Source organism: Viridibacillus soli, from assembly GCF_016612995.1.
GTDB classification, from domain to species: domain Bacteria; phylum Bacillota; class Bacilli; order Bacillales_A; family Planococcaceae; genus Viridibacillus; species Viridibacillus soli.
Genome location: NZ_JAEOAH010000023.1, coordinates 1 through 25,298, shown reverse-complemented (window position 1 = coordinate 25,298; position 25,298 = coordinate 1). Strand labels below are relative to the sequence as shown.

Sequence of the window (25,298 nt, the reverse complement as noted above, 5' to 3'; positions counted from 1 at the left end):
TATGTCAGAACAAAAGCCGAATTACAAAGATGTGAGAAATAATTATGATGTTTATGGCAATCAAGGAATTGAAAATCCGGTAGATAAGGCTTATTTACCACAACCATATGAACACAGAACGGAATCTCTTTATGACGAATCAAATGTAAATGTAAAAGACTTCGTTATTGGTGCATTTGTAGGTGGTATTGTTGGGGCTGCTACAGCGTTATTCTTAGCTCCTAAAACAGGTAAAGAGTTGCGCGATAATGTGGCAACACAAGCTAGCCAATTGAAAGATAAAAGTATTGAGTTTTCTTCAACTGCGAAGGAAAAATCAGTTCAAATTTCAAAAACGCTTCAAGAGCAATCAGGGCAACTTGTTGATAAAGTTAAATCAATCAAGTCTAAAACGTCTCAGCCATTGGATGATGGTACGGTCTCTTTTGAAGGCGAAGAGCCTTTAGATATTATGGAAACAATGGAAAAAACTATTGCGGAATATGAAGCTGAAGACAATGAGCCAACAGCTGTAAGTTTAGCTCTTGAGGAAGCTGTGGAAGTAGTAGAAGCAGTAACACAAGAAGCGAAAACTGAAGTAGCTAAAAAAAGCTAATAAAGCATTCATATACTTAGTATATTGAAGCGTAATAAAGAAGCTGTCTCAAAGTTTGTAATTAAAACTTTTGAGACAGCTTTTTTGATAAGGAAATTATAACATCTTGCATTTTGGATATCCTTATTGCAAGGTATCGACTACCTCTAGCTCTGATCGCTCTCGTCAAGGAGTCACTTCGAAATCTCCTGCGAAGTCAAAAAGTGACAATACGTGAGGGTTCACAAATGTTGTCTGGTGTTAACGGGCGCTCTGCGCTTTTGTTCTGTTATTTAATCATTCATTTGTAGTTCTACTTTGTTTAAAGTTATAGAAAGTTTATCGCCACCGAAAATCTCTGCATCGAATTTGGAAGGCGTATCATTCCGTAAAATAGAGAAGGAGCCTTTAAAGTTCGTAGGTAGTTGCCAATTGGAAAAACGGAACACATCTTGGTAAATCCAGTTTCTTGGATCCTTTGAGACAAATTGAACTTTGGCTCCATTCGTTAAAACGTCTGTTTTACGAGCAATTTCCCCATTTATATAAACTTCCATACAAATTTTAGTCATTTCTAATGTTTCATCTTGGAAAGTGACAATCATCTGATCCTCTATACGCATGTCAAGGCGCTTGGCAATTACCTCAACAGTCGGTAATGCATGCATCTGGATAGTTAAGCGATCATCGTTTTTCATAGCATAATGAAGTTTTGTTGGATGACTATTTAACATAAGACTATTCGAGAATTCTGGGAAGTGAACAGGCTTATTATCGATATATAGTGTGAATGGTATTAACTGTTTTAAAATGTCTTTATTGTCGGTCCAGTTCAAAAGTTCTTCAATTGTATCAGCAGTTTCAAATGCGATCTGGTCGCGATCCTTTAACTCTGTATCCATTGAAACCGTTTGTCCGTTAATGGTTATTTTCGGTTTGATTTCGTATTCACGGTCTTGGATATAGACTTTTTTCATCCCGGCGTCATCTAGTATATCTTTAACTAAAGCGGTAGCAGGTGCACCGTTTTGACCTTCATTTAACTCGATGATATCACCATTTTGGATGGGATGTTTGGTGGTAGTTTTTTCTCCGTTGACGAAAATTTCTGTTGGGCTACCGTGGCCACCTGGTATATGGATATCTTGGTCGTTCACTGTAATCGAAAGGGCTAAGCCTGGTTTACCGTATAACCTTGTAGCTAACACATTTGCTGCAAGTAATGAATCTGAAACCGTCATTTCTTTTAATTCGAAAAGCCGAATGACTTGCTTATTTACTTCAACGGTCATGTATTTGATAGGCGCTCGTTTGGCGGCAATGGCAATACCTATTGGTGTAACGAGCTCAGGAGATGCCGGAACATGATCTTCTCTTGTAAGCTGTTGAATGGCATCGATACCGCGAACTGCTACGCGATTTTCCGGTAATTCTAAAACCTTGCATAGTTCTTTCGTTAAATCGGGTGTTAAGCTTCCACCACCAACGAGTAAAACGGCTTTTGGTGCAACATTATTATTCAATCGTAAAACTTCAGAGCCGATAGCAGTAGCGAGTTGAACGACTGCAGGGAGTATGTTCTCCATAATTTCAGAGCGCTGGAAGAACTGATCGAAGCCAAGTATGTCTTTAATATTAATCTCGTCTTGTGTAGCCATTTCTCTTTTAGCCTTTTCAGCAATCGGAAAATCGAGTAAATAATGATCACTTAAAGCTTCTGTAATTTCATCTCCAGCTGTAGGCACCATACCGTAAGCTACAACTGTACTTTTATCTGTAATGGCAATATCTGACGTACCTGCACCAATATCAACTAGAGCGATATTTAATCGACGCATCGTGGGTGGGATTAAAGCATTGATAGCTGCGATCGGTTCAAGTGTTAATGCTTCCATCTCTAAGCCTGCACGTTTAAGGGCCGCTAGCAGTGATTCAACAACGACTCGAGGTAAAAAGGTAGCAATGACTTCAACAGATGCTTCTTCGCCTTGTTGATCGATTAAACTGCCAATTTCTTCATGGTCTAATCGGTAATATAAAACAGAATAACCGACACAATAATAATGGCTCATATTATTTTTTTCTTTATGTTGTAATAATTGCTGTTGTGCTTGTTGAACAGCAGCTAATTCTAGACGGCTAATATCATCTTCAGAGAAAGCAGGTCGATTTTTTATATTAATTGTCACAGAAGCTTGTTCGGTTTTTAATGCGCGACCAGCAGCAGCTACACTCACTTTATGAAGTGGGCCATGCTTTTCTTCAAGCTGCGTTTTAATTTTCTCGATTAAAGAAGCTACATGTAATACATTATGTATTTGACCATCTACCATGGCACGTTCTTTATGTTCTTCAATCATTAAATCGACTACGTGGAATTTTTCACCTTGTTCTTCTAAAATAATACCTACAACCGAGCGGGTACCAATATCTAATGCAAACAGTTTAGACGGCACGTTTTGCCACGTCCTTTCTTATGAATTTAAAGTCACATACTTCGTTGCGTTGAAGCGCTAAAGAAAAATTGCGTGACTTTTATAAAAATATTGATTATAATAGCCTTAATATCTAAAAATGTATCATAGTTTTCAGTCTACTGAAAGTACCTGATACGAGGAAGCGAGGAGAAACGCAATGAGTCATCAAAACTTAGAACAATTACGTGACCGCGTAGACGCATTAAACCTTGAAATTTTAAGTTTAATTAACGAACGTGCTGAAGCAGTACAAGAAATCGGGAAAATTAAAGAAAAACAAGGTGTTAATCGTTATGATCCTCTTCGTGAGAGACATATGTTGAACCTGTTAAAAGAACATCATGAAGGTCCACTTAGTCAAGGAACGGTTGAACATATTTTTAAAGAAATTTTCAAATCAGCCTTAAAATTACAAGAAACAGATCATAAAAAAGAGTTACTCGTATCTCGTAAGCGCAAACCAGAAGATACAATCGTTAATATTAACGGTGAAGCAATAGGTAATGGGGAGCCAACATTTGTATTTGGTCCATGTGCTGTTGAATCATATGAACAAGTTGCAGCAGTTGCAGCTTCAATTCAATCTAAAGGATTGAAAATGATCCGTGGTGGTGCTTACAAACCACGTACATCACCATATGACTTCCAAGGTTTAGGTCTTGAGGGCTTGAAAATCTTAAAACAAATTTCAAAAGAATTCGGTTTAGCCGTTGTTTCTGAAATTGTCACACCATCTCATTTGGATGAAGCGTTAGATCACATTGATGTAATCCAAATCGGTGCACGTAATATGCAAAACTTCGAATTATTAAAAGCTGCAGGTTCTACCAATAAACCAGTATTATTAAAACGTGGTTTAGCAGCAACAATTGATGAGTTCATCAATGCAGCTGAATACATTATCTCAAAAGGTAATGATCAAATTATTCTTTGCGAACGCGGTATTCGCACATATGAAAGAGCGACGCGTAACACATTAGATATTTCAGCTGTTCCAATTTTAAAACAAGAAACACATTTACCAGTATTTGTAGATGTAACGCACTCAACTGGTCGCCGTGATTTACTATTACCTTGTGCTAAAGCTGCAATTGCTATTGGAGCAGATGGGGTAATGGCAGAAGTTCACCCAGATCCAGCTGTAGCATTATCGGATGCACAACAACAAATGAGCATTCCGCAATTTGATGAATTCTACGAAACGCTTCAAAAGTTCATGAAATCTTACGAAATTCACGCATAATAGGGGGTGACGGTTCAATTTACTTGAATCGTCACTTTTCTTTTGTTGAAAATTCTTTGTAAACTGTCGTATCATGAAAAGAAGAAAAGAAAAGGGGGTCATCAAGTGACCGTTACAATTTATGATGTTGCACGTGAAGCAAATGTTTCAATGGCGACAGTTTCACGTGTCGTCAACGGCAATCCAAATGTAAAGCCGTCGACTAGGAAAAAAGTTCTTGATGTAATTGAACGCTTAGAATACAGACCAAACGCGGTTGCTCGTGGCTTAGCAAGTAAAAAAACGACGACTGTGGGCGTTATTATTCCGGATATTTCTAATATCTTCTATGCAGAGCTTGCCAGAGGTATTGAAGATATCGCGACAATGTATCGCTATAATATTATTTTATCGAATTCCGACCAAAGAGAAGATAAGGAACTACAACTATTAGATAATATGTATGGTAAGCAAGTAGATGGCATCATTTTAATGAGCGATCAGGTGACAGGAGATTTATTAAAGAAAATGGGTCATTCACCTGTACCGATCGTACTGGCTGGTTCTATTGACGAAACAAATATAATACCGTCTATCAATATTGATTATTTACAAGCTGCTTATGAAGCGGTTAAACGTCTTATCGTAAATGGTCATACACGAATTGCCTTCGTATCTGGACCTTTCACTGCGACGATTAATCAAAATTATAAGTATGCTGGTTATAAGAAAGCATTAGCCGAAGCTGGCATTGCAGTAGATGAAAATCTTGTTGTTGCTGCTGAGGATTCATATGATAGCGGTATCGAAGATTGGTCAGAGTTAAACAAGCTTGAAAATGCACCGACAGCCTTTTTTGCAGGTAGTGATGAACTAGCTATAGGGATTATTCACGGTGCACAAGATGCAGGTAAAAAAGTGCCTGAAGATATCGAAGTGATTAGCTTTGAAAACTCTAAATTAGCACGTATGGTACGCCCTCAATTAACGAGTGTTGTATTACCGCTGTATGATATTGGAGCAGTCTCAATGCGTCTATTAACGAAATTTATGAATAAAGAAACGGTAGAAAAGGAAATTGTAATTCTTCCACATCGTATTGAAGAACGCGATTCTGTAAAATAAATTTAGTTAAAAAAAGGATTGCTTCACCGTTATGAGACATGATGGTAGAAGCAATCCTTTTTTATGTACACCTAACTTTGTGAAGAGCGAATCATATATAATGCTTTTTCTAAAATTTGATAATTTTTTTCAGTAATTTCTGCTTTCCGTGGTACATCATTATACATATTATTTGGATCCATCCAAGTTGGAATGAGTGTGACGGGCGATTCAAGCTGCCATTTTTCCAACCAGGTAGCAGGAAGCGGTCCATCTGGCGCTTTTTGATCAGTCATTTCAGTCCAAATTAGTGACCATGCTCTTGGCACCACTCGCCATATATCATAACCACCACCACCGACTGCAATCCAACGACCATCACAAAATTCATGCGCTAGCTCATGAGCAATACGCGGTATTTCTTTATAAATTTTCATCGAACAATAAAGATGTGTTAAAGGATCGAAATAATGTGCATCTGCACCATTTTGTGTCAGAATCACGTCTGGTTTGAAATGAGCGACAATTTCTCGAAAAGCGGTTTCATAAATATCCAAAAATGATTCATCTTCCGTGAAAGCATCGATTGGTAAGTTAAATGATGTACCATGTCCTTCACCAGTGCCTCTCTCTGTCACATTCCCAGTGCCAGGAAATAAATAGCGACCAGTTTCATGAATAGAAATTGTGCACACATTTGGGTCGTCGTAGAAGCTCCATTGTACACCGTCACCGTGATGAGCATCTGTATCGATATAGAGCACTCTCGCATTGTATTTTTGCTGCATATACTTAATGGCTACAGTACTATCATTATAAATGCAAAAACCAGATGCACGGCCTTTAAAGCCGTGATGTAGACCCCCACCTAGATTAGCGGCATGCTTAACCTTATCTTGCATAACATAATCGCAGGCAGTTAATGTTCCGCCAACGATATGAGCACTCGCTTCGTGCATAAAGGGGAAGATTGGTGTATCCTCCGTGCCAATGCCATATGGCTCACCTTGCTCGTTTGATAGTTCGCCGTGGCCAGCTTTTTTGATAATGTCTACATACTTCGCGTCGTGACCAAGCAGAATCTCTTCATCTGTGGCAATACGTGGTTCAACGATATCATCTTTATTTAAAGCACCAAGTTCATTTAGTAAATCAACTGTTAATGTTAATCTTTTTTGGTTAAAAGGGTGAGTGTCTGAAAATTTATATCCAAGTTGGTTATCTGAGTAGACGAACACTGCGTTCTTTGTTAGAGATTCATGCCCGGCATATTTGGCCATAACACATCGAACCCCTCTTTTCGTAAATCCTCAATAATTGATAGAGGATTCATGATTTTCACCCGAATAGATAGTATTTTCATATTGTCTAACTCTTTATCTGGATAAACTAAGACACTCAAAACACTCACACGATGTTTGTGGAACACTTTTGTTACTTCAAATAAAATACCGACGACATCTGGTACACGAATTTCAATAAGTGAACTTGGTTTGTTGGCTCCTGTTAATTCAATGTAGTTATACAGTAAATCAGTCCCCGTTACGATGCCGACTAATTTACCGGCACTAACGATGGGTAAACAACCAATTCGCTGCTCATAAAAAATGAGGGCAATTTCCTCGACAAAATCAAGTGGATGCCCGACAATAATGTTCTTCGTCATAATATTTTCTAAAGGTTGGTAAAAAATATCTTCGTCGTGTATTTTGAGTAGCGAAGAGGGAAGGGCATTTTTAATATCTCTTTCTGTAACAAGTCCGATTACTTCGCCAGCTGAATTTGTAATAGGTAAGTGGCGAATGCGCTCTTTTTTTAGTAACTGTACAGCATCCTTAATCGTGTCGGAAGGCTGTAGGGAGAACACGGTTGTATTCATGATTTCTTCAACAATCATAGACAAAATCCCCTTTGTTTTGTTGTTTAGTACATGAAACGGCTCTTAAATCGAAGTTGATCAAATTTCTGAATTGAGTCTGCATCAACTCTGCTACCGATACGAGCCATTAAGCAGTTCGCAGGGTGTGAAGAGATTTCGGGCTCGTCTGTGGCGAAATTCTCAAGACCTCCTGCATTCATCATTTTCTCCATGATTTTACGGTACTCCCAAACATTCAAACCAGTTCTTTTCAAATCCCAGTGCCAATAATATTCGGTTGTAATAACGATGTAATCCTCCATCGCGTCATCCATCATAGATACGCGAAGTATTTGTTTGCCTACACCTGTACCGCGAAATGCTGGTATGACTTCAATTGCTCCTAGTTCGATTAGGTTCGCCATTTTACCTTCTGACCAGCGTTCTAATGGATCAGGATACAAATAGGTTGCATAACCGACGATGGTATCCTCATTACGAACAATAATAATACGACCTTCAGGTAATTTTGCAATTCCAAGTAGCGCTTTAAATTGTTGTTTAGCAACGCGAAAGGCAGTTAAGTCCTCATGAAACTTTAATTTTTCTAATTGCTCAGGAGGAACTGGCCCCTCAATTACAACTTGACCTGAATTAGTATTCATATTAACAGCGTAATAAGTTTTAGCATATTCCATTATTTCACCGCCTTACTAAGATATTGTATTTCAATTATACATGAATGAAAAAGCGAATAATCACATAAATGAGAAAAAAGTTTGTCTAGTGTCGTAATTTTAAGTGTATAGTTTTTTGTAAATAAGATCATTGAAATGCAGATAAATGACATAATAAAAGAGCATTCCCGATATAAAGGAATGCTCTTTTTTAAAGGATTAGTTGTTGCCACTAGCACCGGTGTTTTCAGAGCCTGTACTAGTATTTTTATCTTTGTCCTTGTCTTTAACTTTATCTTTATCTTTGTCTTTATCCTCGTCTTTATCCTTAACTTTATCTTTATCTTTATCTTTATCTTTGTCTTTGTCTTTGTCTGTTGCAGGTGTTTTGTTATCTGTATTGGCTTGTTGGTTGTTATCTTTATTCGTATCTGTGTTGCTATTACTATTAGGTTGATTATTTTTGTCTTTATCTGTATCTTTTTCCTTATCCTTTTCATCAGCTGTTTTGTTAGCAGATTCAAGTTGTTCTCTTGCTTTAGCGGATAGAAGGCTTGAAGGATCGCCACCTAGAGTGCCTAACATACGAGAGATAAAATCACTATTTAAGCCACCACTTGAGTTAAAGCTATCATCGGGGCTATTCGGTAACATTACTAAAGAGTTGAATAAGTCAGTTCGTGTATAGCCAGCTTTTGAACATGCTGATGATAATGCTCTTCCAGAAAAACCACAGAAGGTTTGGTTTACTACGCCTGAAGGGGCAGTGAAGCTTTTGCCGGAAGCGGTAGCTAATTTTGGGTTTGTATCATAAACAGAGTTCATCAGTCTAGCCCATAACAAATTAATTCGGGTACTTGGCTGCAAGTAAGTTTCATTGTATTGGTAAAGTGTCTGTGGTGTATCGTAACCCATCCATACACCTAATGAAATATCAGGGTTGTATCCGACTAACCATACGTCGTTATATTCTTGTGATGTACCTGTTTTAGCAGCGAAGTCGGCACTAAATTTCAAGCCAGCATTTGCTTGCATACCTGTACCTTTTTTCAATACATCACGCATCATATCCGTAATGATATATGAAGTTTGTGCACTGTATACTTGTTTAGCTTTTGATTTATGCTTATACACAGTTTTGCCATCTGAGTCGACAATTTTAGAAATCATATAACCATCTACGAATTTACCGCCGTTAGCGAAAGTCGCAAAGGCATTCGTATTTTCTTCAACTGTGACACCGTATTTAAGTGCACCGATTGAAGTTGCGTAGTTTGTATAATCATCCGCATCTAAATTTGAGAAGCCATTTTTGGCAAGTAAATCAGCAGGTCTACGGTTCATGATTTGGCTGTACAGTCTGATTGCTGGTAAGTTCTGTGAGTCTTGTAAAGCTTCACGTGCCGAAATAATACCTCGGTTATCACTTGTAGTATAGTTTTGCGGAGACCATCCAGGGATGCTAAATTTCGCATCAACTACAGGGCTACCCGCACCAATTACTCCGTATTCAATTGCTGGTGCGTATACTAGAAGTGGTTTCATTGTGGAACCATTCGAACGCTTCGCTTGTGTAGCGTGGTTTAGTTCTTCTAATTTAAAGTCACGACCACCAATAAAGCTTAAAATTTTACCTGTTTTGTTTTCCATAACAATACTACCTACTTGGACAGGTACATCAACTTGTTTACTATTTCCAGTCTCTGAATCTGTAACTGTCTTTTTAAATGTAGCACCGTAATAGGCAAAGTTATCTTTTACTTTTTGCATATTGTCATACATTGCCTTATCGATTGTTGAGTAAATCTTATATCCTTTTGATCGCAATTCACGGTCTGCTAATATTGTATATTTCTCTTTTAATTTTTTTTCGTTTTCTAAACGTTTTGGATCTAAGCCATCTTTTTTAGCTAAAATTGTAGCCATTATATCTTTTGCACGGCTTTCAATTTCATATGTTACATATGGATATTTTTCTTCAGGGCGAAGTTCCGGTTTACGGAAATCCTTTTTAATATTATATTTCAATGCTTTGTTATATTGTTTATCCGTTATATAGCCTGTTTCATGCATACGGTATAAAACAGTTTTCATACGGTTAATACCGAGCTGTAAAGAGTCTTTATCCTTAAGTTTCCCTTGCTGTGTGAAAGGTGTATATGCATATGGAGATTGTGGAATCCCTGCAATATAAGCAGCTTGAGCAAGATTTAGTTTATTTGCTTTTTTATTGAAAATACCTTCAGCAGCCGTTTCGATACCAGCAATATTACGTCCGGAAGCATTTCTACCATAAGGAATAATATTTAAATAAGCTTCTAATATTTCATCTTTGTTCATGAAATTTTCTAGACGTATTGCGAGTAACAATTCTTTCGCTTTACGTTCGTAAGAAACTTCATTCGTTAAAATTTGGTTTTTGATCAATTGTTGTGTTAACGTTGACCCACCTGTTTGTGTCGCAGAGTTCGTTACATCTTGTAATAATCCACGGACAACAGCTTTCGGTACAATTCCGTTATGCTCGTAAAAGTATTCATCCTCTGTAGCTAGTACGGCATTAATAACATTGGGTGACACGTTTTCTAAAGTTATTTCACGACGTTCTAAATCGGAACGCATTTTGCCTAAATATTTTCCACCTGCAAAGTAGAGATCACTAGTTTCATCGTAGGTTAAAATATCGCTGCGCATTTCGGCTTTAGCTCGAAGGGGCTCTTCTTTTACGAGAGAAGCGAAATAACCAGAGCCAATAGATCCAACGAATACAAGACCAACAACTCCTAATATGATGAATAATAAACATAAATTCCAGAGTACGCTTGATGTTATACGAACCGTTTTCATCCATCTCATAGAAGTCATTTCTTGTAAGCGATTGTCTATTTTTTCAACCCATTGTTTAAATTTTTCTATCACTAAATCGACCTCCTAAAATCTCGTTAATTATACCATAATTGATTTATGACTAATAATATTTATTGACAATGAATCCAAATGAAGTACAATAGTCATTAATAGTTTTTCGAGCGTTGAAAAGTGCGCAGTAGTGAACATATTCCCTGTATAGAGAGCTAGCGGTTGGTGAAAGCTAGTCACAGTATGGACACGAATTACACATTTGGAGCGAGAACGTAAGCGTCGCGTTAAGACGTCTGAGCCGGAAGAATCATTTTTTCTTCAAGCTGGGTGGTACCGCGTTAAATTGTGATTAACGTCCCTGCATATTTATATGCAGGGACTTTTTTTATTTATATTAGGAGGTAAGGAATATGACAAATCTATTATTGGAAGACTTACAGTGGCGTGGCCTACTGTACCAACAAACAGATGCTGAAGGTATGCAAAAATTATTAAACGAGGAATCTGTTTCTTTGTATTGTGGCGTTGACCCAACTGCAGATAGTATGCATATTGGGCATATCGTGCCACTGCTTACTTTAAGAAGATTCCAATTGGCAGGCCACCAACCAATTCTTTTAATCGGCGGCGCAACTGGTATGATTGGTGATCCATCAGGACGTTCTGAAGAGCGCCAATTACAAACCGTTGAACAAGTTGAGAAAAATGTTCAAGGGATTAAAAAACAATTAGAGCGTATTTTTGATTTCAATTCAGCAAATGGTGCCAAGCTTGCAAACAACCGTGATTGGATTGGCTCTATGAATACAATCGAGTTCCTTCGTGACTATGGCAAATTAATCAATGTAAACTACATGCTTGGTAAAGATACAATTTCATCTCGCCTTGATACAGGTCTTTCATTTACTGAATTTGCATACACAATTATCCAAGGTATCGACTTCAACCACTTATACGATAATTTAAACTGCCGTATACAAGTTGGCGGTTCTGACCAATGGGGTAATATTACGACTGGTTTAGAAGTTATCCGTAAAACACATAACGAAGAAGCAAAAGCATTCGGTATTACTATTCCACTCGTAACAAAAGCTGACGGTACAAAATTCGGCAAAACAGCGGGCGGAGCAGTTTGGTTAGATGCTGACAAAACATCTCCATACGAGTTCTATCAATTCTGGATTAACGCAGCGGACTCAGACGTAGTAAAATACTTGAAAATTTTCACATTCCTATCACGTGAAGAAATTGAAGTACTAGATGCAGCTGTGCAAGCTGAACCACATCTACGTAAAGCGCAAAAAGCATTAGCTGCTGAAATGACTAAACTCATCCACGGTGCAGAAGGTTTAGAACAAGCAATACGCATTACAGAAGCATTATTCTCTGGTGATTTAAAAGCACTTTCAGTAGAGGAAATGAAAGTTGCATTCAGCGGTGTGCCTTCAGTAAAAATTACAAAAGAAGATCAAAACATCATAGATCTAATCGTTGATGCAAAAATTTCATCTTCAAAACGTCAAGCCCGTGAAGACGTAACAAACGGAGCCATCTCAATCAATGGTGAAAAAATTACAGATGTAGCATACACTGTAGACGCCAAAGACCGCCTAGAAGATGCATTCGCAATCGTACGAAGAGGTAAAAAGAAATACCATATGGTGCAGTTTAACTAAATGCTGAAGGCGCTCGTTTAGACTCGACAAGCACTGGAACTTTCGAAACAAAGGCGTCATTTCAGCTTTTGTCCGAGAAAGTGGAAGTGACCTCGAGAGTCTAGCGCCTGAAGCTGGATATGTTGATTAAATGCTGAAGCGGCCCGTTCAATCCCGACAAGCACTGTAGCTCTCGAAACAAAAGCATCATTTCAGCTTTTGTCCGAGAGAGCGGAAGTGACCTCGAGGGATTGGCCGCTGAAGCTGGATATGTTGATTAAATGCTGAGGACGCCCGTTTAGCTTAGATGACTGAGAGCCCAACTGTAATGACTGGAAGCTCAGCTTAGATGACTGAGAGCCCAACTGTAATGACTGGAAGCTCAGCTTAGATGACTGAGAGCCCAACTATAATGACTGGAAGCTCAGCTTAGATGACTGAGAGCCCAACTATAATGACTGGGAGAGCAGCTTAGATGACTGAGAGCCAACTGTAATGACTGGAAGCTTAGCTTAGATGACTGAGAGCCCAACTATAATGACTGGAAGCCCAGCTTAGATGACTGAGAGCCCAACTGTAATGACTGGAAGCCCAGCTTAGATGACTGAGAGCCAACTATAATGACTGGAAGCTTAGCTTAGATGACTGAGAGCCCAACTATAATGACTGGAAGCTCAGCTTAGATGACTGAGAGCCCAACTATAATGACTGGAAGCTCAGCTTAGATGACTGAGAGCCCAACTATAATGACTGGGAGAGCAGCTTAGATGACTGAGAGCCAACTGTAATGACTGGAAGCTTAGCTTAGATGACTGAGAGCCCAACTATAATGACTGGAAGCCCAGCTTAGATGACTGAGAGCCCAACTGTAATGACTGGAAGCCCAGCTTAGATGACTGAGAGCCAACTATAATGACTGGAAGCTTAGCTTAGATGACTGAGAGCCCAACTATAATGACTGGAAGCTCAGCTTAGATGACTGAGAGCCCACTATAATGACTGGGAGAGAAGCCCAGTTGTTATGACTCGAGCGTATGTTTCTATAAATCAACCTACTCTGAATCCAGAGTAGGTTTTTTTATTGGAATAAGGAAATATAGATCACCGATTTTCGAGCATAGCAACTCACTATAATTAGAGTTTATTTCCTTTAAGAGGTCGAAACCCTTGCCTGGCTACGATATATACTGGAGGCTCCACTTCAAAGAGAGCAACCTACGTTAGCGATGCCCAACCTTAAAAGTCTAATCTACATATAGAATGGTCCTTTATTTGAAAAAATAACCATTTTTATTGTGAAATATGAAAATGAGAAAATAGAAACACAAAAAAAGACTTCTCGTCCCGCGCGAGAAGTCTTCATTTACTATTAAACAAAATTTATTTTTCATAAACCCATTCGGGCAAAGTTAAATCTTTATATTCCCTAGGATGTAATAATAAGGATAATTTCAACGCGCCTTCAAGTAATCTCGGTGATGGACGGCAATATAGCCATTCTTCCATTACATGAAGGTGGTCTAATTTAACGGCAGTCATATCTAAAGCTCCAGGTCTTTTTAATAGATGTCCAGGTTTAATACGGTGATGCTGAACACCAACCCATGCTAAAAATGCATAATCAGCATCCCGTTTTAGTACATCATGCCAATCTGTTTGTACACTGGCTAATTCTACGTCAGCAAATACATTCACAGCACCTGCGATTTCGCTCACTTCCGTTAACCAGTTGACACCTCCAGGGGTAAAGATGGGATTCGGCCACCATTCCCAATATAATGATGGTTTTATTTTACAGTTTTCTCCGATATTTTTCATAATAGCAACAAAGCTTTCAAATTCAGCTGCTCTTTTTTCAGCGCGTTCTAATACGCCACATGCTTCACCTAGTATGCGTAAATCATTGGCAATTTCTTGCAGGCTACTTGGATTAAGGACAATATGAGGGATTTTACGTTGCTCGAGTTCTTCAATATTTTTTTCCATACCGGGAACGCTTAGTGAAGCGATGACGAGCTCGGGCTCCATGCTTTCAAGCAAATCCATATTGATAGAAAGATCAGGGCCAAGACGTGGTAAATGACTAATAGAAGATGGCCAATCAGAAAAATCATCGACAGCAATTAACTGATTCTCAAGCTGTAAATAGGTGAGTAGCTCAGTATTACTAGGGCAAATTGATATAATTTTCATTTATAAAAGACCTCCTTGTAAATAAAAAAATAGCCATTCCTTATGTGTCATTATAACATAACGAATGGCTGCTTTTGGTCAGACATCAAGGGAGTAGACGTACTGTTATAGTAGTTTTATGACCAACGACTCATGCCACCTTTGACATTGTATACAGAAGTGAAGCCAGCTTTTGAAAGAATGCCGGCTGCACGAGCACTTCGCATACCACTTTGACAGATGACAACTATTTCCTTGTTGGTGTCGAGTTTACTTACTTTGCTAGGTAGTTGATCTAGCGGGATATTTTGAAATTGTGGGATATGACGAGCTTTATATTCCCCAGGTGTACGGACATCAACGAGCTGTTTTGATTTGTCATTTAGCATATCTTTTAAGTCAGCTGTTGAAATGTTTTTCACACCTTTTACCGTTTTTGTACGGAAGTAGATGAAAATAACGATTCCGAGTAGTAGGATAATCCATTCCATTAGTGAGTCTCTCCGTTTCCATTCAATAATGTTAGTTGCTTAAAAATGTTTATAGCTGAATTTGGGTCATACCCAATTGCCGTTAATATTCGGATGTGGTAAACCTAGGTGACATATAGAAGTCATTAATTCCTGTGTCATTCAATAATTTCCCCCTCTGTACAGTAACCGCCGATCAAATTTGAAAACTTTACAAGTTTGTCATCAAAGAAAGATTGAAAAAGCATGTTACAAACTCCTTCCCTATATACCCTATACGGTATACTTAATATACTATTAGGGGTATTATTTTTCAACTCCTTTGTTTGTGATTAATCTGCTTGACACAATACCTTTAGGGGTATATCATCTATAATTGTTACACGATATGCTTGAATTGGGGTGAAGATAATGGAGTATAACGATCAAATAAAGAATCGATTGAAACGAATCGAAGGCCAGCTAAAAGGTGTTATTCGTATGATTGAAGAAGAAAAAGAATGTAAAGATGTCATTACACAGCTATCTGCCTCTCGCTCAGCAATTGATCGTGCAATTGGCCTTATTGTAAGTACGAACTTAGTACATTGCATGGAAGACGAAAACGAGCTTAAAGGGAAAGATAAAGAAACTTTAATTAAAGAAGCTGTCGAACTACTAGTGAAGAGCCGATAAATCGCCTCTTCTTTATTTTAAATAAATTATATACCTAGTGGGGTAAAGGGGATAATAGAAATGAAATCAATTTCAGTAGAAGAAGTACAACAATTATTAGCAGCGGGTAAAGAGTTAAACTTGATCGACGTTCGTGAAGTAGATGAAGTATCAGTAGGTAAAATTCCATCAGCAATCAATATGCCATTGGGCTTGATTGAATTTCGTATGAATGAACTAGATAAATCAAAAGAATACATTATGGTTTGTCGTTCAGGCGGCCGTAGTGGACAAGCGACAACCTTTTTAGATAATCAAGGCTTCATCGTAATGAACATGGATGGCGGTATGATAGCTTGGGCTGGCGATGTTGAATAACATTTAATCATTAGAGCAGTTTTAAAGGGTATGCAATTTGCATATCTTTTTTTATGATGTAAATTTCAGTTAAATTCGAATGAATTTAGTACATTTTCATGAAATGCCAATTTCTCACGTTTTTTCTGCTATGCTAAAGAAGAGTTTTATAATTTGAGGAGTGTTTTGTGTAAAATGAATTCTTTTGAAGAAATGAAAGAAAAAGATCAAATACAACCGTTTTTTTCAATTTGGCTTAATCCGAAAAAGACAGTTAGATTTGTATTAGAAGAAAAATCAATTGGTTATGCCATTATGTTTGCTATACTTAGCGGAATTGCGGGTAGTTTTATTGGAATACTAGACACAGAGTTATATCCAATGTTACCTATTTGGGGAATTGTCTTACTATGTACTCTATTAGGTCCGATTTTTGGATTACTGTCAGTTTCGGTTTCTAGTCTTGTAATATGGCTGTTTGGTAAACTTTTTGGTGGTCAGGCAACTTACAAAGAAATGTTCAAAGGGCTAAGTATCGGTGGAATTCCAGAAATTTGGTTATTTCCATTTATGTTTATATGGATGGCTTTCTCGCCAGTGACTTATTTTAAGAACGATATAGTTCCTGGCGATGTTTCATTTACGATTATTGCTGTTGTAGCATCAATTGCGTCAATTGTTATTGGTATTTGGCAGATCGTCATTAACGTAGCGATTGTATCGGAAGTACATCGATTCTCAACATGGCGTGCCGTCTTGACGATTTTTATTCCTGGACTTATTTTAGTTATAACTCTTATTATGATAGTAGGGATTATTCTAGTAGTATTTCTTGGGTTATGAGGCTCAGTATAATTTAACGTTTAAGCTCTTTCCAGTGTAAATTGGAAAGGGCTTTTCTTTTAGATAATAAAAAAACCTTTAGAAAGTGTTGATAATTCAACATTTCTAAAGGTTTTAAAGCAGTTAAGAACAGAAGATTAACAAGAGTAGAACTCAAATGTCTGGAGAAGGTTGATCTGAAGGGGCTGAAGGTCCTTTTCAGAATCCTTCCCCACTTCTGATAAGCTCTCACTGAACTTTTCAACGGACTCTATTTTAAATGTATGACCATAAATATCAAGTATCATAGCAGGGGTATTTCCCAGCCTCTTAGCTATAACCTTCACATTAACATTCTTGCTTATTAAAATGGTCGTATGTGTATGCCTCAGTCTGTGAGGGGTGATTTGCTTCAGATTCAATGTACGACTTCATATTGTTCATTATAAAAAGGTGAATATAACTTGTCCCATTTTACTGGTGAAGAGTTTTGATATTGTATAATCCTCTATTTCGAAAGCCTCTTTGTAATATCTTCAGGAAGTTTACAGAGAAGAAATACAGCAAGCGTTAAACCAGATTGTTCTTAAACAATAAACTGTTTTGAAAAGGTTTGTCGAATATTCTAGTAACGCATAGGTGTAAATAGGATATTGTGATAATTAATGGTATATTATTTGTATTAATAAATGAGAGGGGATGATGTTTTATGAATAAGACGTATGTGACTGGAATTGTAATTTTTAGGGAGGTACGTGTTAATTAACCCCATACATTAGGCCTTCCAAAAGTTGTACTTAAACTTTAGGAGGATGGTACGTTGAATAATGAAATGAAAGATTTAGGTTTAAATGACTTTTTCTTAAAAGAGGTAAAACATTTTGAAGGTCTTCATGTTGGAAGAGTGTCTTCATTATCAAAAGGGATTTATAAGTTAATCACTGATCAAGGTGAGCTGAAAGCGGAGGTATCTGGAAAGTTTCGTTACAAAGCTACAGGAGCCAGAAATTATCCGACCGTAGGAGACTTTGTTATGATTAAACGAACTGATGGGAATAGTATAATTCACCATGTGCTATCTCGAAAAAGTTTACTTGTACGCAAGGAAGCCGGAATGACCCAAGAAACTCAGCTTATTGCCGCTAACATTGATAAAATTTTTATATGTATGTCGTTAAATAATGATTTTAACATAAGACGAATGGAACGCTATCTATCGATTGCATGGGATAGTGGAGCGATACCAGTTATCGTGTTAACTAAGGCAGATTTGTGTGAAAATGTTGAAGCAATGCTAGAGGAAGTATCCAGGATTTCTATAGGCGTTGATGTAATCGTGACTTCAAGTGTCGATAATGAGGGTTATGAGCCGGTCAAAAACTACTTACCTAGTGGACAGACGGTAGCCTTTATTGGATCATCTGGTGTTGGAAAATCAACATTAATAAATGCGTTACTTGGTCAAGAGCTTATTGAAACGCGCGATCTTAGGAATGATGAGAAAGGAAAGCATACGACAACAAGACGCGAACTTTTTCTGATTTCGGGACTTGGTGTTGTCATTGATACCCCTGGTATGCGAGAGTTGGGGGTGCATAGTGTTGATTTATCAAAATCATTCTCAGATATTGATGAGTTAACGAAGCAATGTAAATTTAATAATTGCCAGCATAAGAGTGAACCAGGCTGTGCCGTGCAGCAGGCCATTACAGATGGAGAGCTTTCAAATAAAAGATTACAAAGTTATCAAAAGCTTGAAAGAGAAGCAAGACGTGCTGAGCTGAAAGCTGAGGGTCGGGAAAAAGAAAGACTAAAATATATGTTTGATAATTTGCGACAAATAAAGCGATTTAGGAAAGCTGTTAAGGCAAAAAATAGAAGAAGATAACATGAGGGAGCGACTATAATCTAAGGTCGCTCCTTTATGTTATTCGGTAACCGACTCCAGAATCTAATGGTCTAATTACTAAAAACTTTGAGTTTATGCCATATATGTTATTGTTCTTAGGTGTGTTTATATTGGCTATGGGGCTGTTAGAACTACAAGTAAAACGGAAAACAAATGGGATAATGTCTATCCTTGCATCTGCATTTATTTTTTTTTGTCGTCATTTATACTTTTTAAGCGAACGGGTGCTTTAGAAGATCGTTGAGCTGTTCAGACGGCTCTTTTTTTCGTATTCAATTAAAGGCGCAGTTTAGTTTAATAAGGTATAAACTGAACATATTTATAAAAACTTTAGAAGTATATGCGGTTCCGCGGGAGTTGAGAAAGTGAAAAGCATAATTGAAAAATAAAACTTATCACTATGTACTTTAAAAATCTTAAGGATTCTTAAGTATTTTTCCTACTGTTTCTTTAGGTTTGAAATGTATTCTTAAGCCGTAGAAAAATTCAAATCTATGGAGTGATAGTGTACATGAAATCTTTCAGTTTTATTTTTCAATATTTATTAAATCCAAGGAAAATTGGGGCAGTTTTGCCAAGTTCAAATTATCTTGCGGCAAAGATGGTAGATAGTATTGATTTCCGTAATGCAAAATATATCGTAGAATTGGGCCCAGGTACAGGAGTCTTTACAGATAAGATTATTAAAAGCAGACTTCAACATACGGTTGTCATGGTGATTGAGAGTAATAAAGAATTTTGTACGTTATTAAAAGAAGAGTATAAGAACGAAAAGAATCTGGTTATTATTAATGGTTCTGCTGAGGAAATCGACAAGTATACAAAGGACTTTAATATCCCATATCTCGATTATGTAGTTTCGGGTCTTCCTTTTGCAAGTTTGCCAAAAAGTGTCTCAAGTGCTATTTTAATTAAAACCAAAAAGCTGTTAAGGAGAAATGGGACTTTTATTACTTTCCAATATACGCTATTTAAGAAAGGCTTTATTAGTCACTATTTTAAGCATATTAATATAACACGTGAGTATAGAAATATGCCTCCAGCGTATGTATTCCATTGTAGTAAATAATATGTACACTTTTGGAAATCTTATAGAGGGTGTGAATAGGTTTGAATGGAAAGGTTTTAATTGTTGATGATGATTCAGAAATTAGAAATCTAATTTCCATCTATTTAGAAAATGAAGGACTTGAAATAACCAAGGCGAGCGACGCACTAGAAGCATTGGAGTTATTGGAAGTCCATAATTTTGATTTGATTATTTTGGATATTATGATGCCTAAAATGGATGGAATCGAGGCATGTATGAAAATTAGGGAAGGACGTAATATGCCTATCATCATGCTATCAGCTAAATCCGAGGATATCGATAAAATTCAAGGTCTAGCTTCTGGTGCGGATGATTATCTAAGCAAACCGTTTAACCCGTTAGAATTAATAGCCAGGGTCAAATCTCAACTCAGAAGGTATAAAAAATATAATATTGAAACAGAAAGTAATAAGAGTGTAATTAAAATTGGCGATTTAACCATAAATATAGATACTCGCCAAGTATGGATTAAGAATAGCGAAGTAAGGCTTACGCCAAAAGAATTTGATATCCTTGAACTCCTAGCTCGTAATAAGGGCATTGTACTAAGCGTTGAGAAAATATATGAAGCTGTTTGGAAGGAAAACTTCTTTAAATCTGATAGCGCTGTGATGGTTCATATTACAAAAATCAGATTCAAAATTGAAGATGATGCGAAACATCCTATATACATCAAAACCGTTTGGGGAGTGGGGTATAAAATATGAGGAGTAAAAAGCTAAGCGTTCAACTCCTTACAGCAATAGCCATTAGCTTTATCATCTCAGTCATAATTGTAGGTAGCATTTTACTATATGCCATGAAGTATTTTATTAAAAACCCTAATGATGTGACGCTATTTAATTTATCATGGATATCTGCTGTTATCTTAACTTTTATTATAAGTCTTTTAGTAATGATAAGAAAAAAGGTAAAATACCTTCAACATATTACAGAAAGTGTTCAAACCATTGCAAATGGAAAACTGGGTAATACTATTGAAATTAAGGGTAATGATGAGTTAAGTCAACTTGCCTCGAATATCAACAATATGTCAAAAGAATTGGAAAATAAGTTCAAACATGAGAGGCAAATAGAGAGTGCAAAAAACGAACTTATTACAAATATTTCTCACGATTTGCGTACACCTTTAACGTCCATCATTGGATATGTAGATTTATTGAGAAAAAAAGAATATAGAGATGATGAACAATTATATGATTATCTGGAAATTATTTATTCTAAATCACAAAATTTTAGGGAACTTATTAATGAACTATTTGAATACACCAAACTTACAAGTCCTGATCTAAGATTAAACTTTACTGAAGTTGAATTAGGAGGATTATTAGAACAAATAATAGGAGAATACATGCCAATTTTAGAAAATGAAGGTCTGGACATTCAAAAATCAATACCTGAAGAAGATATACACGTGTCGATGGATATTGAAAAAATGGTGCGTGTCTATGATAATCTTCTAATGAATGTAATAAAATACAGCATGAAACCCTCTACAATAAAAGTAGATCTTCATATAGTTGGCATAAAAACTATTTTGTCTATATCCAATCAAGCAGAGAACTTACCAGTACAAGACGTTAATAAATTATTTGAACGCTTTTATCGAGGGGATAAGGCAAGAAAGGAAGATGGAGGGTCTGGTATTGGACTTGCCATCTCTAAAAGAATTATAGAGCTCCATGGTGGAACAATTGAGGCTGATTATAGAGAAGGTTGGTTAACCTTTACAATTGAATATATCATTAAAGAATAATGGCTTATGGGAAACGGCAAATGTATATAAGATTAATTTAAGGTATTCATTATTTCACCATAAGCTTTACTAACTACACTATGTATAAGATAACTAGTTAAGGGGATAAAACGCAATGACAACAAACCGTGTTACTTTCATCGATACAATGCGTGGGTTTAGTTTATTTGGCATAGTTCTTTACAGTTTGCAATGTATTTTCAGCATTGTTTATTTAAAGAAATTTAAACGAGGGCCAATAGAAAATATACTTCGAATTTGGACAAATTGGTCTTGGAACGGACAGATTAAGATAAAACATAAAGGAAGTACCTTACATGGATAGTGAATCCAAAGAGACTTTACAGATACATAATGGTTTTTGAGGCATATACACTTTAGCTGTAGTCTTAACACTATTTGCATTTTAATTAACATTTAACTTTACTTGGGAACAACTATACAACCTATTGGAATTCGTTTTCACCTGACACCGAGCAAAATCGTGCAGAATATTACTTTCGTTTACAAAAAGTCGTCGATTCAAAAGGCAATGAACTCCACTTGATAACAAATCGGTTTGATCTAGCACCCGATGAAATCTCAGACATGTACAAATCACGCTGAGCCATTGAGTTGTTATTCAAATGGATAAAGCAACAGCTCAACATTAAAAAGTTCTATGGTCAAAGTGAGAATGCGAATTACAACCAAGTGTTCATTGCCCTCATTGTATTTTGTTTGAATATTTTAGCTCAAATTGAAACCAATAGTAAACGAAAAATCCTGCAAATCAGCCGATATTTAAGGGCTTCTTTATGGAAACCAGCCTACACCTGGCTTCGAAAAATTGAAGGAAAAGCTGTTCCATAAAACGCAAACTGTCGTTGTCGCATACGTGCGATTGTAAAAAAAACCAAATGAATGGACCACCTTTATTGGCGTGTTACTTTTTTGTCTCTAAATCACAAATAAAAAAACAGAATTTTATGACGTTATTTATGCAACACTAGTGACTTTTGATAGTAAGTTTAATCCAATAGACTGTTCTAGAAAGACAGTAATTTTTGTTATGTTTTTAAGAAACAGACACGTCTTTAGGTTTGGCTCAATTGAAAAGAGCCAAGCTCATTTTTTTTATTATTTTCATTTCTGAATGAATATAGGATATACTTTTATAGTCCTATGATTTGCAGATAGAGTAGGAACTTAAAATTAATTGAAAGTTTTATTGGAGGTTTATTATGAATTACAAAATCAGTAACAAACAAGTATTTGAACAGGCACAGCTACGTCCGGTTTCAGACGTTCAATTCACTGAAGAAGAACTACAAATCGGTATGAAGTTAGCTGTCTCTAAGGCGGATGAGACCCTTTCTTTGTATTTAGTGGATGTAAACGGACAGAAGAAATTCGATGTCCGTTGGGATGATTCGTCCGAACTTTTCAACGGCTGGTATTCTGCTTGGGATAATTTCTCTTGGTGCCTAAATATAGTTAATAATGAAAAATGATCGAATAAATAATTGCAACTAAAAACGAACATTTTTGCAAAATCGGTTTTCTATTAGTGTTGAGCAGATAAGTTTCAAATGAAAACTACAGATAAGTCCATGGTTTTGCATTAGAAACATTATACAGGACACTCTCTTTAGATAGAGGGTGTCTTTTTTGTATATTTACTATATAGAATGTTTTTCTCTTTTACATACAAAATCCGTAATTTTTATTAGAAACAGATATAAAATACAGTAAATAAAACCAGTTAAGAAGTGAAGCTATATAGGAATATAAAGAGTACTATATTGCTATATATATAGGGAAAATACAATATACGATAATTAGAGACCTAACAACACGTACATGGATAGGCACTGCCAGCAATGCGGATGTTTTGGATGGCGAAATAAGGAAGCGAAGAAATGGTCAGAGTATAATTTGAATAAAGGGATAAGAGTGTAAGACTGAAAATCGAATAAAAGCAAAATAAAGCAGAGTCATTAATCTGCTTTAATCGATTGCTCCGGATTGTAATGCAAAGTAAAGCATTATCTTTAAAACGCTTTACTTTGAAACGATTTGGGAACCTTCCTAAACTGTGATATGTTTTGCGTACTTCGAAAAAAAGAAGACAACACTATGTGTATTACACTTTTTCACTAACGGGACAGTTTGGTTTACTAAGGTATAAATTTAATATATTTACAAAAACTTTAGAAGTATATGAGATTCCACGGGAATTGAGAAAGTGAAAAGCATAAGTGAAAAATTAAACTTATCACTATGTACTTTAAAAATCTTTAGGATTCTTAAGTATTTTTCCTACTGTTTCTTAAGGTTTGAAATGTATTCTAAAGCCGTAGAAAAATTCAAACCTAGGGAGTGGTAAAAAACGCAATGACAACAAATCGTGTTACCTTCATCGATGCAATGCGTGGGTTTAGTTTATTTGGCATCTTACTGGCGAATTTAGTGATTTTCCAGTTTGACTTTGGCTGGTCCGAAATAAAAGATCTATCCGCCCTCGATAATGGGGCTTCGTATTTTGTGAAAATCTTTATAGAAGGATCATTTATGCCGATCTTCACTATTTTATTCGGCTACTCTCTTATTAAACTTATAGAATCTATACGTAAGAAAAAAGAGAAGAGTCTATGGTCCATCTTACGTCGTGCAACGGGGCTAATTGCCTTAGGTTTGCTCCATAGATTATTATGGGGAGGTGATATTTTATTTGCCTATGGAGTCATGACTATTTTATTAATCCCATTTATTAATCGCAAACCAAAAACGTTATTTATTTGGACGGGTCTTCTTCTTCTTTTTTCAACAGTTCAATCAATAGGTCCTACACCAAATCCAATGATTCTTCAATTGTGCCTTTTTGGAATGGGTCTCGCGAAAACGCAAGCTTTTGTAAATATGGAGAACGAAAAGAAATGGTATTTGATTGGAGCGTTACTCATTCCTGTAGGTCTAGCTTGTAAAAGTTTTAGTTTTATAGAAAGTACTTTTTCTGGCATGTTGATGATGAATGGCTCACAGCTACTTGCAGTTGGCTATGTCTGCCTTGCAGCTTTGTTATATAAAACTCGCCCTGTACAAATGCTGGCACCTGCGTTTGAGAGTGTCGGTAAACTATCATTAACCAATTATCTAATGCAAACCGTTATTTGTACGGCCGTATTTTATGAATATGGTTTAGGGTTATCTGGAAAATTAGGCATTTTTGGCGGAATGTTATTTGGCATAGTTCTTTACAGTTTGCAATGTATTTTCAGCATTGTTTATTTAAAGAAATTTAAACGAGGGCCAATAGAAAATATACTTCGAATTTGGACAAATTGGTCTTGGAACGGACAGATTAAGATAAAACAGAAAGGAAGTACTTTGCATGAATAGTGACTCAAAAGATATGCGGTTCCACGGGAATTGAGAAAGTGAAAAGCATAAATGAAAAATAATACTTATCACTGATGTGACGTTATATAATTTAATATGGATATCTGCTGTTATTTTAACTTTTATTATAAGTCTTTTAGTCATGATACGAAAAAAAATAAAATACCTTCAACATATTACAGTGGTTTCGCTTTTTCATGCCCCATCAGACTTTGAATGACTTCAATAGGTGCACCATTGTTTAATAAATGAGTGGCG

The 25,298-nt window shown here is 36.5% G+C and carries 22 protein-coding genes, 2 pseudogenes and 1 other annotated feature; of the genes and pseudogenes, 16 read left to right on the top strand and 8 right to left on the bottom strand.

Annotated elements, in window-relative coordinates; genetic code table 11:
* The first annotated feature begins 1 nt into the window (after position 1).
* Positions 2-595 carry a YtxH domain-containing protein gene (locus JFL43_RS14510; protein ID WP_200749591.1) on the top strand — a complete coding sequence of 198 codons (594 nt, stop codon included), beginning with the start codon at positions 2-4 and terminating at the stop codon, positions 593-595.
* Between the two features lie 272 nt (positions 596-867).
* On the opposite strand, the gene pilM is transcribed toward JFL43_RS14510, so the two are convergent.
* Positions 868-3,030: a pilus assembly protein PilM gene (pilM, locus tag JFL43_RS14505; RefSeq protein WP_200749590.1), complete on the bottom strand. Its 2,163-nt coding sequence runs from the start codon at positions 3,028-3,030 to the stop codon at positions 868-870.
* Between the two features lie 178 nt (positions 3,031-3,208).
* On the opposite strand from pilM, the gene JFL43_RS14500 reads away from it, so the two are divergent.
* A complete protein-coding gene (locus JFL43_RS14500; protein ID WP_100794555.1) occupies positions 3,209-4,294 on the top strand; it encodes a bifunctional 3-deoxy-7-phosphoheptulonate synthase/chorismate mutase in 1,086 nt (361 codons plus the stop codon).
* Between the two features lie 105 nt (positions 4,295-4,399).
* Positions 4,400-5,398 (top strand): catabolite control protein A, encoded by a 999-nt coding sequence (gene ccpA / locus JFL43_RS14495; RefSeq protein WP_100794554.1) that lies wholly within the window; start codon positions 4,400-4,402, stop codon positions 5,396-5,398.
* A 71-nt stretch (positions 5,399-5,469) separates the two neighbouring features.
* Here the strand turns inward: ccpA and JFL43_RS14490 are convergent, their stop codons facing one another.
* The 4 genes from JFL43_RS14490 to JFL43_RS14475 all read right to left on the bottom strand — a co-directional run bounded on the left by JFL43_RS14490 (position 5,470) and on the right by JFL43_RS14475 (position 10,777).
* Positions 5,470-6,657: an acetoin utilization protein AcuC gene (locus JFL43_RS14490; RefSeq protein ID WP_200749589.1), complete on the bottom strand. Its 1,188-nt coding sequence runs from the start codon at positions 6,655-6,657 to the stop codon at positions 5,470-5,472.
* A complete protein-coding gene (locus JFL43_RS14485; protein WP_200749588.1) occupies positions 6,627-7,274 on the bottom strand; it encodes an acetoin utilization AcuB family protein in 648 nt (215 codons plus the stop codon). Before JFL43_RS14485 ends, JFL43_RS14490 begins: the two co-directional genes overlap by 31 nt.
* Positions 7,275-7,300: 26 nt before the next feature.
* Entirely contained in the window at positions 7,301-7,933 is a 633-nt protein-coding gene (locus tag JFL43_RS14480; RefSeq protein ID WP_200749587.1) for a GNAT family N-acetyltransferase, read from the bottom strand.
* Between the two features lie 198 nt (positions 7,934-8,131).
* Positions 8,132-10,777 (bottom strand): transglycosylase domain-containing protein, encoded by a 2,646-nt coding sequence (locus tag JFL43_RS14475; RefSeq protein ID WP_200749642.1) that lies wholly within the window; start codon positions 10,775-10,777, stop codon positions 8,132-8,134.
* 158 nt (positions 10,778-10,935) lie between these two features.
* Positions 10,936-11,137: a binding site (T-box leader), on the top strand.
* A 47-nt stretch (positions 11,138-11,184) separates the two neighbouring features.
* Here JFL43_RS14475 and tyrS point away from each other — a divergent pair.
* Positions 11,185-12,450, top strand: a complete 1,266-nt coding sequence (gene tyrS / locus JFL43_RS14470; RefSeq protein ID WP_200749586.1) for a tyrosine--tRNA ligase — start codon at positions 11,185-11,187, stop codon at positions 12,448-12,450.
* Positions 12,451-13,809: 1,359 nt separating this feature from the next.
* Here tyrS and JFL43_RS14465 read toward each other — a convergent pair.
* Together JFL43_RS14465 and JFL43_RS14460 are read right to left on the bottom strand one after the other, a co-directional pair.
* Positions 13,810-14,622 (bottom strand): cobalamin-binding protein, encoded by an 813-nt coding sequence (locus JFL43_RS14465; protein WP_200749585.1) that lies wholly within the window; start codon positions 14,620-14,622, stop codon positions 13,810-13,812.
* 116 nt (positions 14,623-14,738) lie between these two features.
* A complete protein-coding gene (locus JFL43_RS14460) occupies positions 14,739-15,092 on the bottom strand; it encodes a rhodanese-like domain-containing protein (RefSeq protein WP_200749584.1) in 354 nt (117 codons plus the stop codon).
* Positions 15,093-15,482: 390 nt separating this feature from the next.
* On the opposite strand from JFL43_RS14460, the gene JFL43_RS14455 reads away from it, so the two are divergent.
* The 3 genes from JFL43_RS14455 to JFL43_RS14445 all read left to right on the top strand — a co-directional run bounded on the left by JFL43_RS14455 (position 15,483) and on the right by JFL43_RS14445 (position 16,925).
* Positions 15,483-15,746 (top strand): metal-sensitive transcriptional regulator, encoded by a 264-nt coding sequence (locus JFL43_RS14455; protein WP_200749583.1) that lies wholly within the window; start codon positions 15,483-15,485, stop codon positions 15,744-15,746.
* 60 nt (positions 15,747-15,806) lie between these two features.
* Entirely contained in the window at positions 15,807-16,103 is a 297-nt protein-coding gene (locus JFL43_RS14450; RefSeq protein ID WP_200749582.1) for a rhodanese-like domain-containing protein, read from the top strand.
* A gap of 174 nt (positions 16,104-16,277) precedes the next feature.
* The gene (locus tag JFL43_RS14445; protein WP_234447802.1) at positions 16,278-16,925 is read left to right on the top strand and encodes a YIP1 family protein; all 648 of its coding nucleotides are present in this window, start codon (positions 16,278-16,280) and stop codon (positions 16,923-16,925) included.
* Between the two features lie 137 nt (positions 16,926-17,062).
* Here JFL43_RS14445 and JFL43_RS14440 read toward each other — a convergent pair.
* Positions 17,063-17,323, bottom strand: a pseudogene (locus JFL43_RS14440) (tyrosine-type recombinase/integrase); the annotation flags it as partial.
* Positions 17,324-17,724: 401 nt separating this feature from the next.
* On the opposite strand from JFL43_RS14440, the gene rsgA reads away from it, so the two are divergent.
* From rsgA to JFL43_RS14395, 9 genes and pseudogenes are all read left to right on the top strand, one after another.
* Positions 17,725-18,792, top strand: a complete 1,068-nt coding sequence (gene rsgA / locus JFL43_RS14435; RefSeq protein WP_200749579.1) for a ribosome small subunit-dependent GTPase A — start codon at positions 17,725-17,727, stop codon at positions 18,790-18,792.
* 95 nt (positions 18,793-18,887) lie between these two features.
* On the top strand, positions 18,888-19,046 hold the full coding sequence (locus JFL43_RS23090; RefSeq protein WP_200749578.1) for a DUF3953 domain-containing protein: 159 nt from the start codon (positions 18,888-18,890) through the stop codon (positions 19,044-19,046).
* Positions 19,047-19,324: 278 nt separating this feature from the next.
* On the top strand, positions 19,325-19,882 hold the full coding sequence (locus JFL43_RS14425; RefSeq protein ID WP_200749577.1) for a class I SAM-dependent methyltransferase: 558 nt from the start codon (positions 19,325-19,327) through the stop codon (positions 19,880-19,882).
* 41 nt (positions 19,883-19,923) lie between these two features.
* Positions 19,924-20,610, top strand: a complete 687-nt coding sequence (locus JFL43_RS14420) for a response regulator transcription factor (RefSeq protein WP_200749576.1) — start codon at positions 19,924-19,926, stop codon at positions 20,608-20,610.
* A complete protein-coding gene (locus JFL43_RS14415) occupies positions 20,607-21,659 on the top strand; it encodes a HAMP domain-containing sensor histidine kinase (RefSeq protein WP_200749575.1) in 1,053 nt (350 codons plus the stop codon). The genes JFL43_RS14420 and JFL43_RS14415 overlap by 4 nt, the downstream gene beginning before the upstream one ends.
* A 115-nt stretch (positions 21,660-21,774) precedes the next feature.
* Positions 21,775-21,984, top strand: a complete 210-nt coding sequence (locus JFL43_RS14410; protein WP_200749574.1) for a DUF418 domain-containing protein — start codon at positions 21,775-21,777, stop codon at positions 21,982-21,984.
* Between the two features lie 146 nt (positions 21,985-22,130).
* Positions 22,131-22,511 (top strand): annotated as a pseudogene (locus JFL43_RS14405) (transposase); the annotation flags it as partial.
* A 371-nt stretch (positions 22,512-22,882) separates the two neighbouring features.
* Complete coding sequence (locus JFL43_RS14400) at positions 22,883-23,152, top strand: hypothetical protein (RefSeq protein WP_100794544.1); 270 nt, start codon at positions 22,883-22,885, stop codon at positions 23,150-23,152.
* Positions 23,153-24,035: 883 nt separating this feature from the next.
* Entirely contained in the window at positions 24,036-25,040 is a 1,005-nt protein-coding gene (locus JFL43_RS14395; RefSeq protein ID WP_200749573.1) for a DUF418 domain-containing protein, read from the top strand.
* Positions 25,041-25,298 lie beyond the last annotated feature (258 nt).

Bases quoted from the DNA above. Each gene is read 5' to 3' on its own strand.
- JFL43_RS14445 (WP_234447802.1), top strand. From the start codon at position 16,278: ATGAATTCTTTTGAAGAAATGAAAGAAAAAGATCAAATACAACCGTTT.
- tyrS (WP_200749586.1), top strand. From the start codon at position 11,185: ATGACAAATCTATTATTGGAAGACTTACAGTGGCGTGGCCTACTGTAC.
- JFL43_RS14480 (WP_200749587.1), bottom strand. From the start codon at position 7,933: ATGGAATATGCTAAAACTTATTACGCTGTTAATATGAATACTAATTCA.
- JFL43_RS14475 (WP_200749642.1), bottom strand. From the start codon at position 10,777: ATGACTTCTATGAGATGGATGAAAACGGTTCGTATAACATCAAGCGTA.
- JFL43_RS14485 (WP_200749588.1), bottom strand. From the start codon at position 7,274: ATGATTGTTGAAGAAATCATGAATACAACCGTGTTCTCCCTACAGCCT.
- JFL43_RS14510 (WP_200749591.1), top strand. From the start codon at position 2: ATGTCAGAACAAAAGCCGAATTACAAAGATGTGAGAAATAATTATGAT.
- JFL43_RS14400 (WP_100794544.1), top strand. From the start codon at position 22,883: ATGAATTACAAAATCAGTAACAAACAAGTATTTGAACAGGCACAGCTA.
- JFL43_RS14415 (WP_200749575.1), top strand. From the start codon at position 20,607: ATGAGGAGTAAAAAGCTAAGCGTTCAACTCCTTACAGCAATAGCCATT.
- JFL43_RS14460 (WP_200749584.1), bottom strand. From the start codon at position 15,092: ATGGAATGGATTATCCTACTACTCGGAATCGTTATTTTCATCTACTTC.
- JFL43_RS14455 (WP_200749583.1), top strand. From the start codon at position 15,483: ATGGAGTATAACGATCAAATAAAGAATCGATTGAAACGAATCGAAGGC.
- JFL43_RS14395 (WP_200749573.1), top strand. From the start codon at position 24,036: ATGACAACAAATCGTGTTACCTTCATCGATGCAATGCGTGGGTTTAGT.
- JFL43_RS14465 (WP_200749585.1), bottom strand. From the start codon at position 14,622: ATGAAAATTATATCAATTTGCCCTAGTAATACTGAGCTACTCACCTAT.
- JFL43_RS14490 (WP_200749589.1), bottom strand. From the start codon at position 6,657: ATGGCCAAATATGCCGGGCATGAATCTCTAACAAAGAACGCAGTGTTC.
- JFL43_RS14425 (WP_200749577.1), top strand. From the start codon at position 19,325: ATGAAATCTTTCAGTTTTATTTTTCAATATTTATTAAATCCAAGGAAA.
- JFL43_RS14410 (WP_200749574.1), top strand. From the start codon at position 21,775: ATGACAACAAACCGTGTTACTTTCATCGATACAATGCGTGGGTTTAGT.
- JFL43_RS14500 (WP_100794555.1), top strand. From the start codon at position 3,209: ATGAGTCATCAAAACTTAGAACAATTACGTGACCGCGTAGACGCATTA.
- JFL43_RS23090 (WP_200749578.1), top strand. From the start codon at position 18,888: ATGCCATATATGTTATTGTTCTTAGGTGTGTTTATATTGGCTATGGGG.
- JFL43_RS14450 (WP_200749582.1), top strand. From the start codon at position 15,807: ATGAAATCAATTTCAGTAGAAGAAGTACAACAATTATTAGCAGCGGGT.